The sequence below is a fragment of the Micromonospora sp. NPDC049282 genome (assembly GCF_043197045.1).
Classification (GTDB): Bacteria; Actinomycetota; Actinomycetes; order Mycobacteriales; family Micromonosporaceae; genus Micromonospora.
Genome location: NZ_JBICSL010000001.1, coordinates 121,848 through 135,548, shown reverse-complemented (window position 1 = coordinate 135,548; position 13,701 = coordinate 121,848). Strand labels below are relative to the sequence as shown.

The following is a 13,701-nucleotide window of genomic DNA, read 5'->3' as shown; positions in this document are numbered from 1 at the left end:
GCTGACCATGTTTTTGTACTGACCAGTCAGTGTAGAAGTTGGGGCGAGGGAATGAAGATCGTCGAGGCCGACGGGCTCGGGCTGCGGACCCGGCGCGGCTGGGTCTACCGGGACGTCGACCTCACCGCCGAAAGCGGTGAGCTGCACGCGGTGACCGGTCCGCCCGGCAGCGGGCGGACCTCGCTGCTGCTCGCCCTGGCCGGCCGCTTCCCGCACAACCACGGCGAGCTGCGCCGCCGCGGCCCGGCCGCGCTCGGTCAGGTGGCCGGCGTGCACGAGCCCGACCCGACGCTCACCGTCGCCGAGCACATCACCGAACGCCTGCTGCTGCTCGGGCCGGTGCCGCGCCGCCGGCGCCGGCTCGTCCCGGTGGCCGCGCTGCGGGCCCGGCGGGCCTACCGCCGCGACGCCTACGCCGCCGCCATCGCCGGCGCCGGCTTCACCGACGCCCCGCTCGACCCCGACCGGTACGGCCGGGACCTCACCCCGGTCGAACGCCAGGTGCTCGGCCTGGTGCTGGCCAGCCTCGCCGGCCCCAGCCTGATCGTCGCCGACGACGTGGACGCCGGCGCCGACCGCCCGGAACGGGAATGGATCTGGGCCGCGCTGGAACGCCTCGCCGGCCAGGGGTACGCGGTGATCGCCAGCGCCCGCGCCGTCGAACCCGGGGCGGCCGCCACCGTGCACCGCATCGGCGACCTCGCCCTGCCCGCAGCCGCGCTGCCCGCCTCCGTCCCGCCCGCCTCCGTCCCGGCTGTCGAGGTGCCCGCATGAGTGTTCTGCGACTCGCCCTGTTCGAGCTGCGCCGGATGACCCGGGGCCGGCTGCCGCGCGCCGCGCTCGCCGTGCTCACCGTCGTCCCGCTGCTCTACGGCGCGCTCTACCTCTACGCCTTCTGGGACCCGTACGGGAAGCTTGACCGGATCCCGGTCGCGCTCGTCGACGCCGACCGCCCGGCCACGGCGAGCGACGGCAGCGAGGTGCACGCCGGCCGGGACCTCACCGACGAACTGATCGACCGCAAGGTCTTCGGCTGGACCGTCACCGACCAGGCCGACGCCACGAAGGGCCTCCGCGACGGCCGCTACCACCTGATCTTCTCCATCCCGGCCGACTTCTCGGCCACGCTCGCCGCCGGCCCGGAGCCGGACCGGCCGGCCCGGCAGGGCGAGCTGAAGGTGGTCAACGACGACGCCACCAACTACCTCTCCGGGCTGCTCGCCCGCTCGGCGTTCAGCGAGATCCGGGCCGCCGCCGCGGAGAGCACCGCCGCCTCCTACTTCGACAAGATGCTGATCGGCTTCACCGACGCCAAGGCCGAGACCGGCCGCGCCGCCGACGGGGCCGGGAAGATCTCCGACGGGCTCGGCACCTCGCAGCGGGGCGCCGGGAAGATCTCCGACGGGCTGGGCGCCGCCGAGGACGGCGCCGGGCAGCTCGCCGGCGGGCTGAACCAGTCCGTCCGGGGCGCCGACAAGCTGGCCACCGGCCTCGACCAACTGCACACCGGGGCCGCGCAGCTCGCCGACGGCGCCGGCCGCGCCGCCACCGAGACGAAGGCCGCCGCCGCCAAGGTCGACGCCGCGGCGAACAGGTACGAGCCGGTGCTGCGCCGCAACGCCGACCGGATCCAGCAGGCGGCCACCGCGGTCGCCACCGGCGCGCAGCAGCTCGCCGACGGGCTGGACGCGCTGCCCGCCAAGGCCGACGAGGTGGTCGGCCTGGCCGAGGAGATCTCCGACCGGCTCGACGCGGTCGCGAAGGAACACCCCGAACTGGCCGACGACCCCGACTTCGCCGCCGCCCGCAAGGCCGCGGCCCAGGCCGTCACCCAGGCGAAGGCGATGGCGTCGGCGCTGGACCGCACCGACCTGGCCGCGTTGCGGAAGCAGATGACCGAGGTCGCGAAGACCGCCCGGGAGGTGGCCGTCGCCGCGCCGCACCTGGCCGACGACGTCGCCTCGGCCCGGGCCAAGGTCGACGAGCTGGCCGGCGGGCTCAACACGCTGGCCCAGGGCAGCGCCAAGCTCCGCGACGGACTCGGCGACGCGTCGACCGGCGCCGACCAGCTGCGCGGCGGGCTCTACCGGCTCTCCACCGGCGCCCGGCAGCTCGACGGTGGCCTGGCGCAGCTCGGCAGCGGGAGCACCAAGCTGGTCGACGGGCTGAGCAAGCTGGAGGGCGGCGCCGGCGACCTCGCCGACGGGCTCGCCGCCGGGGAGCGGAAACTACCCGGGTACGACGACGCGGCCAGCCGCGCCGACGTGCTCGCCGACCCGGTCGGCCTGATCCGCGACTCGCAGCACCCGGCCGGCTCGTACGGGGTGGGCTTCGCCCCGTACTTCCTGGCGCTGGCGCTCTGGGTCGGCGCGATGATCACGTACATGCTGTTGCGGCCGGTCAACCGGCGGCACGTGATGTCCGGCGCGGCCGGCCGGCGGGTGGTGCTCGCCGGCTGGCTGCCCGCCGCGGCGATCGGCCTGGCCCAGGTCGCCGTGCTCCACACCGTGGTGACCCTGGCCCTCGGGCTGGACCCGCGGCACGGCGCGGCGACGTTCGGGCTGCTCGCGCTCACCTCGCTGGCGTTCACCGCGATCATGCAGCTGCTCGGCGTGGCGCTCGGCCCGGCCGGCCGGCTCGCCGCGCTGGCGCTGCTCATGCTCCAGCTCACCTCGTCCGGCGGCACCTACCCGGTGCAGACCTCGCCCGGCATCTTCCAGGCGATCCACCCCTGGCTGCCGATGACGTACGTGGTGGGCGGCCTGCGGCACACCATCAACGGCGGCCCGGCCGGGCCGGTGGTCACCGGTGCGCTGGTGCTGCTCGCGTTCGGTCTGGGCGCGCTGGCGCTCACCGTCGGCGCGGCGCGCCGGTCCCGCCGGCTCAGCCCGGCCAAGCTGCACCCCGAACTGACCATGTGAGGATGGGCCGGTGACGGACGGACGGACCCGCCGGCGGGAGGACACCCGCCAGCGCCTCTTCGTGGCGGCGGTGGAACTCATCGCCGAGCAGGGCTTCTCGGCGACCACGGTGGACGACATCGCGGCCCGGGCCGGGGTGGCGAAGGGCACCGTCTACTACAACTTCGAGTCCAAGACCCGCCTCTTCGAGGAGTTGCTGCGGCACGGCATCGGCCTGCTCACCGCCGAGTTCCGGGCCGCCGTCGACGGGCTGCCGCCCCGCGAGGCGCTCGCCGCGCTGGTCCGCGCCGAACTGGACTACATCCGCCGCTACCGGGCGTTCGCCCAGCTCCTGCTCTCGGAGATGTGGCGCACCAACCGGGAGTGGCAGCAGACCCTGCGGCTGCTGCGCGGCGAGGCGATCGAGGTGATCGCGGAGACCGTCCGGGCCGGAGTCGCCAGCGGCGACCTGCCGGACGACCTGGACGTCCGCACCGCCAGCTCGGCGCTGTTCGGCGTCGGGCTCGTGGTGGCGGTGGACTGGCTGGTGTTCCAGCCCGACCGGCCGATCGCCGACGTGCAGGAGTCGCTGCTCGGCATCGTCCGCCGGGTCGCGCAGACCTGACCGCCGGGCGGTAAATGGTTTGAGCCGGTCGGCCCGGACCGGGAGGCTTGGGGGTACCGCCCCCACCGATCCGAGTCCGGAGGACCGTTCCATGCGCCTGCTCCGAGACCTCTGGGCCACCGCACCCCGGCGGATGGCGGCCGTCCTGCTGCTGATCGTGCTGGGCGCCGGTGGCCAGGCGGCCGCGTCCGCGCTGGCCGGGCCGGTGCTCGTGCACCGCTCGTCCGGCTGGTTCGTCGCCCTGGCCGTGGCGCTGGTCGCCGCGGTCGTCACCGACCTGCTGATCGGGCTGATCATGGCCCGGCTCACCGCCGACTGGTCCGCCGACGTACGCCGCCGGCTCTGCCGGTTCGCGCTCGGGCAGGACCTGCCGGCCCTGGAGACCACCCCGGTGGGCGAGCTGCTCGACCGGATCGACAACGACGTCTACCAGGTCGCCGCCGAGATGCGGAACACCGGCGTACGGCTGGCGCAGGGCATCGCGGTCTGCGTGCTCGCCACGGTCAGCGCGCTCGTCGTCTGGTGGCCGGCCGGCGTCGGGATGGTGCTGCTCACCGCCGTGCTCGCGGTCGCGCTGCGCCGCCCCACCGCCCGCATCGCCCCGGCCCGGATGGCCGAGGAGGAGGCCTGGTCCGACCTCGCGGCCGTGATGGAGGAGGCGGTGCACGGCCAGGACGACGTGCGCACCAGCCTCGCCCGGCCGTACGTGCTGCGCCTCTACGCCCGCCGGGCGGCCGAGGTGATCGCCCGCTGCGGCCGGGTGTTCCGGCTCTCCGCCCGGGTCACCGCGGTGGCCGCCGGCGGCGTCCGGGCCGGCATCGCCGGCGTGGTGCTGGCCGGCGCGTGGGCGCTCGCCACCGGCCGGGTCGACGCCGCCCGGCTCACCGCCGTCTGGCTGCTCGCGATCGCGTTCGGCGCGACCGTCGAGCACATCGCCCGCTGGGTGCCGCACCTGCAACAGGCGTTCGGCGCGTGGGCCCGGGTGCAACTGCTGGCCGGCGCGCGCCAGGAGCCGGTCGGCGGGGTCGCCCCGACCGACGGCGACCTGACCGTGCGCGGGCTCACCTTCCGCTACCCGGCCGCCGGGGACGAGCGCGGCCCGGCGCTGCGCGACGTGCGGCTGGACTTCACCCGCGGCCGCTCGTACGCGCTGGTCGGGCGCACCGGCTCGGGCAAGTCGACGCTGGCCAAGGTGCTCACCCGGGCCGTGGAGGTGCCCCGCGGCACGGTCTTCCTCGGTGACGTCGACCTGGTCGACCTGGACGTCGAGGAGCTGCGCCGGTGGGTCGCCGTGGTGCCGCAGCGCACCGAGATCCTGGCCGGCACGCTCGCCGAGAATGTCGCGCTGTTCGACCCGGAACTGCTCGACGCGGCCGAACGGGCGCTGACCGAGCTGGGGCTGGCCGGGTGGATCGCCGAGCTGCCCGACGGCGTGCACACCCGGCTCGGCGAGGGCGGTCACGTGCTCTCCGCCGGGCAGGAACAACTGGTCGCGTTCGCCCGGATCCTGGTCCGGGACCCGCACGTGGTGATCCTCGACGAGGCTACCGCGCGGCTCGACCCGGTCACCGAGAACCGGGTCCGCCAGGCCACCGAACGGCTGCTCACCGACCGGATCGGCATCGTCATCGCGCACCGGCTCTCCTCGGTGCGCCGCTGCGACGAGGTGGTGGTGATGGCCGACGGGGCGGTGCTGGAGGCCGGCCCGCTGCGCGAGTCCGCGCGCTTCGCCGAGCTGCTCGCCACCAGCCACGCCGGGGCGTACGCCGGCACCGGCGCCCGCCGCGGTGGCGTGGAACTGCTCGACGGGCCCGGCTGGGCCGACGAGCCGGACGCCCCCGACTGGTCCGCCGCGTCGCCCACGCCCGCCGCGTCGCCCACGCCCGCCGCGTCGCCCACGCCCGCCGCGTCGCCCACGGCCGGGCCGGACGGGTCGACCGCGTCGCGGCGTGTCGCCGTGCCTCGCGTGGACCCGCCGCCGGTGCCGCCCGCGCCGCGCGCGCGGACCATGCGGGAGATCCTCCGGCTGGGCGTCAACGACCCCCGGTACGGCCTGCTCTCGGTCGCCCTGTTCGTCGTGATGACGCTGCTCGGGCTGGACGGGGCGGTGCTGCCGTGGCTCTGGGCCGACGTGGTCGGCGGCGGCGACCCGTGGCTGCCGGCGCTCGGCATCGCCGCCGCGCTGCTGCTGGTGCTGCCGCTGCCCTACCTGACCAACCTGTGGTTCCCGCAGTGGTGGATCCGGCAGATGCTGCGGATCAGCGCCCGCCTGGTGCACGGGCAGACCGGCGCGCGCCGGGTCAGCGGGCACACCCCGGCCGAGGTGGTGGCGCAGGGCGGCGACACCGACCGGGTGGTGCAGCTCGCCGACAACCTGATGGACCAGTTCATCTCGCTGGCCATCGTGCTCACCATGACGCTGGTGACCGGCAGCTTCGTCCCGGCGCTGTTCTTCGTCGGCACGATGGTGGTCTCCGGCCTGGCGGCGACGCTGTTCGGGCCCCGGTTGGCACGCACCGCCGCCGGCACCGTCGCCGCACGCGCCGCGTTCGCCACCGCGCTGGTCTCCTCGCTCTCCGCCGCCCGCACGGTGAAGCTGGCCGGCGCCACCCGCCCGGTGCTGGACCACCTCGCCGGGCTCGACGTGGTCCGCAGCGAGCGGCAGCGCCGGGAGATCGCCATGCAGGTGTGGGCCCGATCCACTCCGTCGATCGCCAGTGGGCTGCTGCCGATCGGCGCCTGGGCGCTCTACCTGGCCGGTGGGCTCTCCGCCGGCGCGACCCTGGTGGCGGTCTCCACGCTCGGCGCGGCCCGCTGGTTCGCCTGGACCACCGCGGCGCTGGTGTCGCAGTATCCGTCGGCGCGGGTGTGGACCCGGCGGACCGTGGCGATGACCGGGATGAGCACCTACTCGGCGCCGGTGCCCGGGCTCGACCTGGCCGCCGGCACCGCGCCGGCGCCCGAGCCGCCGCCCCGGCACCCGCTGCGCCGGCTGGAGCTGGCCGGCTTCGGCGCGCTGCACTCCGACGGCACGCTGGCCGTCCGCGACGTCGACCTGGTGGTCGAACGCGGGCAACTGGTGCTGGTGGTCGGTCCGGTCGGCGCCGGCAAGTCGTCGCTGCTGCGCGCGCTCGCCGGGATCGTGCACCACGTCGGCGCGCTGCGCTGGAACGGGGAACCGGTCACCGAGCCGGAGCTGTTCCTCCGCCCCAACCAGGTCGGATACGTGGGCCAGCTGCCCCGGGTGCTCTCCGGCACGGTGGCCGAGAACATCGCGCTCGGGCACCCGGTGGACGCCGCGAGCGCGGTGTCGACCGCCCAGCTCGAACACGACCTGGCCGCGGCCGGCGGCGGGCTCGGGCTGCTCATCGGGCACAAGGGGACCCGGCTCTCCGGCGGCCAGCTCCAGCGGCTGGCGCTGGCCCGGGCGCTCGCCCCGCGTACCGAACTGCTGGTCGCCGACGACGTGTCGTCGGCGCTGGACGTGACCACCGAGCTGGCGCTGTGGGCGGCGCTGCGCGAGCACGGGGTGACGGTGGTCGGCTCGACCGCCAAGCGGGCCGCGCTGGTCCGCGCGGACCACGTGGTGGTGCTGGTCGACGGCGTGGTCGCCGACCAGGGCCCCTGGTCCGACCTGGAACCCCGCTGGAACCACCTGGCCGGCTGACCGCACCGCCCGCCCCGCCTGCGCGGCGGGGCGGGCGGGGGTGGGTCAGAAGGCCCGGGTGTACTGGTCGGGCCAGGCGGCGGTGGCGCCCAGCTTCGCGGCGGCGCGGCGCGGCCAGTACGGGTCGCGGAGCAGTTCCCGGCCCAGCAGCACCAGGTCCGCCTCGCCTCCGGCGACGATCTGCTCGGCCTGCTCGGGCTCGACGATCAGACCCACCGCGCCGGTCGGCACGCCCGCGTCGCGGCGGATCCGGGCCGCCAGCGGCACCTGGTAGCCGGGACCGACCGGCACCGACGCGCGGGCGGCCGCGCCACCGGAGGAGGCGTCGACCAGGTCCACGCCGGCGGCGGCCAGCTCCCCGGCGAGCACCACGCTGTCCTCGATCGTCCAGCCGCCGTCGGTCCAGTCGGTGGCGGAGATCCGGGTCAGCACCGGCACCGCCTCGCCGACCGTGGCGCGGACCGCGCGGGCCACCTCCAGGGTGAGCCGCATCCGCCCGGCCCGGTCGCCGCCGTAGGCGTCGGTGCGCCGGTTGGTCAGCGGGGACAGGAACTCGTGCAGCAGATAGCCGTGCGCCGCGTGGATCTCCACCGCGGCGAAGCCGGCGTCCAGGGCCCGCCCGGCGGCGGCGGCGAACGCGGCCACCACCTGCGCGATGCCGACCTCGTCGAGCGCGGCGGGCGTGCGGTAGTCGGGAACGAAGGGGTCGCCGCCGGGCCCGACCGGCGTCCAGCCGCCCTCGGCGTCCGGCACGCCGCCGCGCTGTGCCGCCCACGGCCGGTACGTCGAGGCCTTGAACCCGGCGTGCGCGAGCTGCACGGCCGGGGCCGCGCCCTGACCGGCGACGAACGCGGTGACCGGCCGCCACGCGTCGACGTGCGCGCCGGACCAGAGGCCGACGTCCTGCGGGGTGATCCGCCCCTCGGGCACCACCGCGGTGGCCTCGCTGAGCACCAGCCCGGCCCCGCCGACCGCGCGGGAGCCGAGGTGGACGCGGTGCCAGTCGGTGGGCAGCCCGTCGGGTCCGGCACTGTACTGGCACATCGGCGCCAGCGCGATCCGGTTGGGCAGGGTGACGCCGCGCAGGGCGAGCGGGGTGAACAGTGCGCTCATGCGGTGATCCTCCGGTCATGGATCCGGGTGCGTCTCCGGCCGCCGGGGCGACCGGAGACGCACCCGGAGTCAGGTGGTCAGGCGGGTACGGGAGCGAGCCGCTCGTTCTCGGCCGGCTCGACCGGCTCGATCAGGTCGCGCTTGCCGGCCGAGTCGTACGCGGCCCGGTCGAGCGTGCCCTCCCGGGCGGCCACGATGGTCGGCACCACGGCCTGCCCGGTCACGTTGGTGGCGGTCCGCATCATGTCCAGGATCGGGTCGATCGCCAGCAGCAGGCCGGCGCCGGCCAGCGGCAGGCCCAGCGTGCTCAGGGTCAGCGTGAGCATCACGATCGCGCCGGTCAGGCCGGCGGTGGCGGCCGAGCCGACCACCGAGACGAACGCGATCAGCAGGTAGTCGGTGACGCCCAGGTCCACGCCGAACACCTGCGCCACGAAGATCGCGGCGAGCGCCGGGTAGATCGCGGCGCAGCCGTCCATCTTCGTGGTGGCGCCGAACGGCACCGCGAAGGAGGCGTACTCGCGGGGGACGCCGAGGCGCTCGACCGAGCGCTGGGTCACCGGCATGGTGCCCACCGAGGAGCGGGACACGAAGGCCAGCTCGATGGCGGGCCAGGCGCCGGCGAAGAAGCGCAGCGGGTTGAGCCGGCCGGCCGCGACCAGCAGCACCGGGTAGACCACGAACATCACCAGGGCGCAGCCGACGTAGACGGCGGTGGTGAACTTGGCGAGCGGGGCCAGCAGGTCCCAGCCGTACGAGGCGACGGCGTTGCCGATCAGGCCCAGGGTGCCGATCGGGGCGAGCCGGATGACCCACCACAGCGCCTTCTGCACGATCGACAGGACCGAGCGGTTGAGCTGTACGAACGGCTCGGCGGGCTCGCCGACCAGCAGCGCGGCGGCGCCCACCACCAGGGCGAGGAAGACGATCTGCAGGACGTTGCCCTCGACGAACGCGCCGACCGGGTTGGTGGGCACGATGCCGGTGAGGAAGTCGATCCAGGAGCCGGTGGTCTTCGGCGCGGTGGCGCCCGCCGGGTCCAGGTTCACCCCCCGGCCGGGGTCGGTGAGCAGGCCGATGCCGATGCCGATGGACACCGCGATCAGCGCGGTGATGCCGAACCAGAGCAGCGTCTTGAGTGCCAGCCGGGCGGCGTTGGCCACGCCGCGCAGGCTGACCACGCTGACCACGATGGCGGTGAAGACCAGCGGCGGCACGGCCAGCTTCAACAGCTGGACGAAGAGGCCGCCGACGGTGTCGAGGGTGCTGGTCAGCCAGGCGAGGTCGTTGGCGCGGGCGAGGAAGCCGAGCGCCACGCCGAGTACGAGGCCGAGCAGGATCTGCACGGAAAAGGGAATCTTGCGCAGGGCGGAAGCCATGAGGGCGGGTCCAAGGTCTGGAGAGGGAGGGTGGGCGTCGGGGGCGGAGCTACGCCGGACAGACGCCGCTGGCCTGCCGTCGGAGGTCGACGTACAGGCGCTCGGTGAGGCACCAGACATTGGTCATCGCCGACCCACGCTACTCCCGTGCCCGCCTCGACGGAAGGACCGCTTCCCGTGAGGCCCCTTACAGCCCGGCCCTCCGTACCAGCACCACGGCGGTGGCCAGCCCCCACCCGGCCGTCACCGTGAGCAGCAGCCGCTCCAGCACCCCCACCAGCGCGCCCCGGCCCACCAGGAGCATGGCCAGCCCGACCGCACCGGCCATCGGCAGCGCCAGCGCCGCGCCGACCGCGGCGACCCGCCGCAACGCCGGGCCCACCGCGGGGGAGCACACCAGCGCCAGCATCGCGAGGACCACCGCGGCGGTGGCCGCGATGCTGGCCCCGCCGTGCACCAGGTCGGCCACCGTGGCGGCCTCGAACGGCGGCAGCGGGCAGCCGGCGCTGCAGGTCACCGTGCCGGAGAGCACGGTGGCGACCGCCCCGGCGGCGAGCAGCACGGACGCCGCCCGCGCCGCCACCGGCAGCGCCCCGGCGAGCAGCAGCAGCGCCGCCGCCAGCGCGAACACCCCGATCCGGTACGCCCCGGCGTACCCGCTGTCGGTGACCCCGGCCTCGCTGACGTACCCGGTCGGCCCCGGGCCCGGTCCGGCGACGACGGCGACCGTCACCGCGACCGCGCCGGCCACCACGCAGCCGGCCGCGCCGGCGGCGGCGACCCGGCGCGCGGTGCGGTCAGCCACGCCCGTGCGGCGTGGTCCAGCCGGCGAGGTCCGGACCGAGCGGCACGATCCGGCTCGGGTTGATCATCTCGTGGGTGGCGTAGTAGTGCCGCTTGATGTGGTCGAAGTCCACCGTCTCGCCGAAGCCCGGGGTCTGGAACAGGTCCCGGGCGTACGCCCAGAGCACCGGCATCTCGGTCAGCTTCTGCCGGTTGCACTTGAAGTGCCCGTGGTAGGCCACGTCGAAGCGGACAAGCGTGGTGAACAGCCGCACGTCCGCCTCGGTGATCGCGTCCCCCATCAGGTAACGCCGCCCGGCGAGGCGCTCCGAGAGCGCGTCGAGGCGGGCGAAGAGCGCGGTGTACGCCTCCTCGTACGCCTCCTGGGAGGTGGCGAAGCCGCACCGGTAGACGCCGTTGTTGACGTCCCGGTGGACCTCCGCCATCAGCGTGTCCATCTCCGGGCGCAGCGCGACCGGGTAGAGGTCCGGCGCGTCCGGGGCGTGGAACCGTCGCCACTCGGTGGAGAGGTCGAGCGTGAGCCGCGGGTAGTCGTTGGTGACCACCCGCCCGGTCAGCGTGTCGACAAGCGCCGGCACGGTGACCCGGCCGGTGTAGTCCGGGTCGGTGGCCAGGTACGCCTCGGAGAGGAACCCGACGCCCAGCACCGGGTCGAAGCCGTCCGGGTCGAGCGCGAACCGCCAGCCCCGCTCGTCCCGGATCGGGTCCACGGTGCCCAGCGAGATCACCTCGTCCAGGCCGAGCAGGCCGCGCACGATCCGGGCCCGGTGCGCCCACGGGCAGGCCCGGCACCAGATCAGCCGGTAGCGGCCCGCCTCCAGCGGCCAGCGCCCCTGCTCGTCCGGCCCGCCGCCCGTCGGGGAGGTGGAGTGCGGGGTGACCCGCCCGGTGAACCGGTTGGGCTGGCGGACGAACGCGCCGCCGCCACTGGTCTCTGTGCTGAACTGGGCCCCGGCCATGCCGCCAACCTATCCGCTCCGGGCGCGGATATCCTGGCGCGGGCGCCCCCGTGACCCGGCGGGCGGCCCGCCGACCGACCCCTTCCACCCCTCGAAGGACGTGCGCGCGATGACCGTGGCCTACCTCGTTGCCGGAGTCCGTACCCCGATCGGCCGGTACGCCGGCGCCCTCGCCGGGGTCCGCCCCGACGACCTGGCCGCGCACGTCATCCGCGAGCTGGTGGCACGCCACCCGTCGGTCGACTGGGGCCGCACCGACGACGTCATCCTCGGCTGCGCCAACCAGGCCGGCGAGGACAACCGCAACGTGGCCCGGATGGCCGCGCTGCTCGGCGGGCTGCCGGAGGAGGTGCCGGGCAGCACCGTCAACCGGCTCTGCGGCTCCGGCCTGGACGCGCTCGCCTCCGCCGCCCGGGCCATCGTGGCCGGCGACGCCGAGCTGGTGGTGGCCGGCGGCGTGGAGAGCATGAGCCGCGCGCCGTTCGTCATGCCGAAGGCGACCACGCCGTTCGCCCGCACCGCCGAGGTCCACGACACCACCATCGGCTGGCGGCTGGTGAACCCGCTGATGAAGCGCGGCTGGGGCATCGACTCGATGCCGGAGACGGCGGAGAACGTGGCCGCCGAGTTCGGCGTCGGCCGCGCCGCGCAGGACGAGTACGCCTACCGCTCGCAGCAGCGGGCGGCCAAGGCACAGGCCGACGGCCGGCTGGCCGAGGAGATCGTCGGGGTGACCGTGCCGGCCGGCCGGCGGGAGACGAAGCTGGTCGAGGTCGACGAGCACCCGCGCGAGACGTCGCTGGAGAAGCTGGCCGCGCTGCCCACCCCGTTCCGCGACGGCGGCACGGTGACCGCCGGCAACTCCTCCGGCGTCAACGACGGCGCGGTGGCGCTGCTGGTCGCCTCCGCGGCCGCCGTCGACCGCTACGGCCTCACCCCGCTGGCCCGGGTACGCGGCGCGGCGGCAGCAGGCGTCCCGCCCCGGATCATGGGGATCGGGCCGGTGCCGGCCACCCGGAAGCTGCTCGACCGCCACGACCTCGCGCTGGCCGACGTCGACGTGGTGGAGCTGAACGAGGCGTTCGCCGCGCAGTCCGTGGCGGTGCTGCGCGAGCTGGGCCTGCCGGAGGACGCCGAGCACGTCAACCCGAACGGCGGGGCGATCGCGTTGGGCCACCCGCTCGGCGCCAGCGGCGCCCGGCTGGCGCTGACCGCCGCGCTGGAGCTGCGCCGCCGGGGCGGCCGGCGGGCGCTCGCCACCATGTGCGTCGGCGTCGGGCAGGGCATCTCGCTGCTGCTGGAGTCGGCCGGCTGAGACCGGCCGGACGCATCGCGAGAAGTGGATCTCCCGTACCTGGCCGTCCGCGCATAGAGTGGGCTGGACCACATGATCCGCCCCTCGTGGCGGGTGACGACCTGGGAGACCGAGCGATGCAGACGCCGGACGGACTTCCCGCCGAGATCGACCTGACCCGGCCGAGCGCCGCCCGGGTCTACGACTACTTCCTCGGTGGGGCGCACAACTTCGAGATCGACCGGCAGCTCGCCGAGCAGATCGCGGCCATGACACCGAACCTGGCGGCCACCATGCGCTCCGGGCGGGAGTTCCTGCGCCGGGCCGTCCGGGTGCTGCTCGACGCCGGCATCGACCAGTTCCTCGACATCGGCTCCGGCATTCCCACCGTCGGCAACGTGCACGAGGTCGCCCAGGTCGCGAACGCGCAGGCGCGGATCGTCTACGTCGACATCGACCCGGTCGCGGTGGCGCACAGCCACGAGCTGCTGGCCGGCAACGACCGGGCCACCGCGATCCTGGCCGACCTGCGGGAGCCGAAGCTGATCCTGGACCAGGCCCGGGCCAGCGGCCTGATCGACTTCGACCGGCCGCTGGGCATCCTGCTCGCCGGGGTGGTGCACTTCATCCCGGACGCCGACCGGCCGGCCGACATCCTGGCCACCCTGCGCGCCGCCGCCGCCCCGGGCAGCTACCTGGTGGTCTCGCACTCCACGTTCGAGGACCAGCCGCAGGAGATGCTGGACGCGCAACGGCTGTCCGCGCGTACCGCCACCGAGATCACGCTCCGCTCGCGGGCCGAGATCACCGGCTTCTTCGGCGACTGGACGATCCTCGAACCGGGCGTGGTGCACATGCCGCTGTGGCGGCCCGACTCGCCGTCCGACGTGGACGAGCACCCGGAACGCTTCGGGGCGTTCGGCGCCGTCGCCCGGTACGACCGCGCCGCCGGGTGAGCCG

10 protein-coding genes are annotated in these 13,701 nt (G+C 75.3%); 6 read left to right on the top strand and 4 right to left on the bottom strand.

Going from position 1 to position 13,701, the window contains the following annotated elements:
* Positions 1 to 51 precede the first annotated feature (51 nt).
* From ACGFI2_RS00595 to ACGFI2_RS00580, 4 genes are all read left to right on the top strand, one after another.
* Entirely contained in the window at positions 52 to 774 is a 723-nt protein-coding gene (locus ACGFI2_RS00595) for an ATP-binding cassette domain-containing protein (protein WP_393508374.1), read from the top strand.
* Positions 771 to 2,921: a YhgE/Pip family protein gene (locus ACGFI2_RS00590; protein WP_393508371.1), complete on the top strand. Its 2,151-nt coding sequence runs from the start codon at positions 771 to 773 to the stop codon at positions 2,919 to 2,921. Before ACGFI2_RS00595 ends, ACGFI2_RS00590 begins: the two co-directional genes overlap by 4 nt.
* Positions 2,922 to 2,931: 10 nt before the next feature.
* Complete coding sequence (locus ACGFI2_RS00585; protein ID WP_393508368.1) at positions 2,932 to 3,525, top strand: TetR/AcrR family transcriptional regulator; 594 nt, start codon at positions 2,932 to 2,934, stop codon at positions 3,523 to 3,525.
* Positions 3,526 to 3,616: 91 nt separating this feature from the next.
* The gene (locus ACGFI2_RS00580) at positions 3,617 to 7,192 is read left to right on the top strand and encodes an ATP-binding cassette domain-containing protein (protein WP_393508365.1); all 3,576 of its coding nucleotides are present in this window, start codon (positions 3,617 to 3,619) and stop codon (positions 7,190 to 7,192) included.
* Positions 7,193 to 7,237: 45 nt separating this feature from the next.
* Here the strand turns inward: ACGFI2_RS00580 and ACGFI2_RS00575 are convergent, their stop codons facing one another.
* The 4 genes from ACGFI2_RS00575 to ACGFI2_RS00560 form a co-directional block, all read right to left on the bottom strand.
* Positions 7,238 to 8,305 (bottom strand): NADH:flavin oxidoreductase/NADH oxidase, encoded by a 1,068-nt coding sequence (locus tag ACGFI2_RS00575; protein WP_393508362.1) that lies wholly within the window; start codon positions 8,303 to 8,305, stop codon positions 7,238 to 7,240.
* A 77-nt stretch (positions 8,306 to 8,382) separates the two neighbouring features.
* Complete coding sequence (locus ACGFI2_RS00570; RefSeq protein ID WP_393510020.1) at positions 8,383 to 9,672, bottom strand: dicarboxylate/amino acid:cation symporter; 1,290 nt, start codon at positions 9,670 to 9,672, stop codon at positions 8,383 to 8,385.
* A gap of 199 nt (positions 9,673 to 9,871) precedes the next feature.
* Positions 9,872 to 10,489 carry a DUF998 domain-containing protein gene (locus ACGFI2_RS00565; protein WP_393508359.1) on the bottom strand — a complete coding sequence of 206 codons (618 nt, stop codon included), beginning with the start codon at positions 10,487 to 10,489 and terminating at the stop codon, positions 9,872 to 9,874.
* Positions 10,482 to 11,447, bottom strand: coding sequence for a glutathione S-transferase family protein (locus ACGFI2_RS00560; protein ID WP_393508356.1), 966 nt, complete (start codon positions 11,445 to 11,447; stop codon positions 10,482 to 10,484). The genes ACGFI2_RS00565 and ACGFI2_RS00560 overlap by 8 nt, the downstream gene beginning before the upstream one ends.
* Positions 11,448 to 11,556: 109 nt before the next feature.
* On the opposite strand from ACGFI2_RS00560, the gene pcaF reads away from it, so the two are divergent.
* Both pcaF and ACGFI2_RS00550 read left to right on the top strand, forming a co-directional pair.
* Entirely contained in the window at positions 11,557 to 12,762 is a 1,206-nt protein-coding gene (gene pcaF / locus ACGFI2_RS00555; RefSeq protein WP_393508353.1) for a 3-oxoadipyl-CoA thiolase, read from the top strand.
* A gap of 116 nt (positions 12,763 to 12,878) precedes the next feature.
* Positions 12,879 to 13,697, top strand: a complete 819-nt coding sequence (locus tag ACGFI2_RS00550) for an SAM-dependent methyltransferase (protein WP_393508350.1) — start codon at positions 12,879 to 12,881, stop codon at positions 13,695 to 13,697.
* The last annotated feature ends 4 nt before the right edge of the window (positions 13,698 to 13,701 follow it).

Excerpts from the sequence above, each read along its gene's own strand:
- pcaF (WP_393508353.1), top strand. The coding sequence starts at position 11,557 with ATGACCGTGGCCTACCTCGTTGCCGGAGTCCGTACCCCGATCGGCCGG.
- ACGFI2_RS00580 (WP_393508365.1), top strand. The coding sequence starts at position 3,617 with ATGCGCCTGCTCCGAGACCTCTGGGCCACCGCACCCCGGCGGATGGCG.
- ACGFI2_RS00575 (WP_393508362.1), bottom strand. The coding sequence starts at position 8,305 with ATGAGCGCACTGTTCACCCCGCTCGCCCTGCGCGGCGTCACCCTGCCC.
- ACGFI2_RS00550 (WP_393508350.1), top strand. The coding sequence starts at position 12,879 with ATGCAGACGCCGGACGGACTTCCCGCCGAGATCGACCTGACCCGGCCG.
- ACGFI2_RS00595 (WP_393508374.1), top strand. The coding sequence starts at position 52 with ATGAAGATCGTCGAGGCCGACGGGCTCGGGCTGCGGACCCGGCGCGGC.
- ACGFI2_RS00560 (WP_393508356.1), bottom strand. The coding sequence starts at position 11,447 with ATGGCCGGGGCCCAGTTCAGCACAGAGACCAGTGGCGGCGGCGCGTTC.
- ACGFI2_RS00590 (WP_393508371.1), top strand. The coding sequence starts at position 771 with ATGAGTGTTCTGCGACTCGCCCTGTTCGAGCTGCGCCGGATGACCCGG.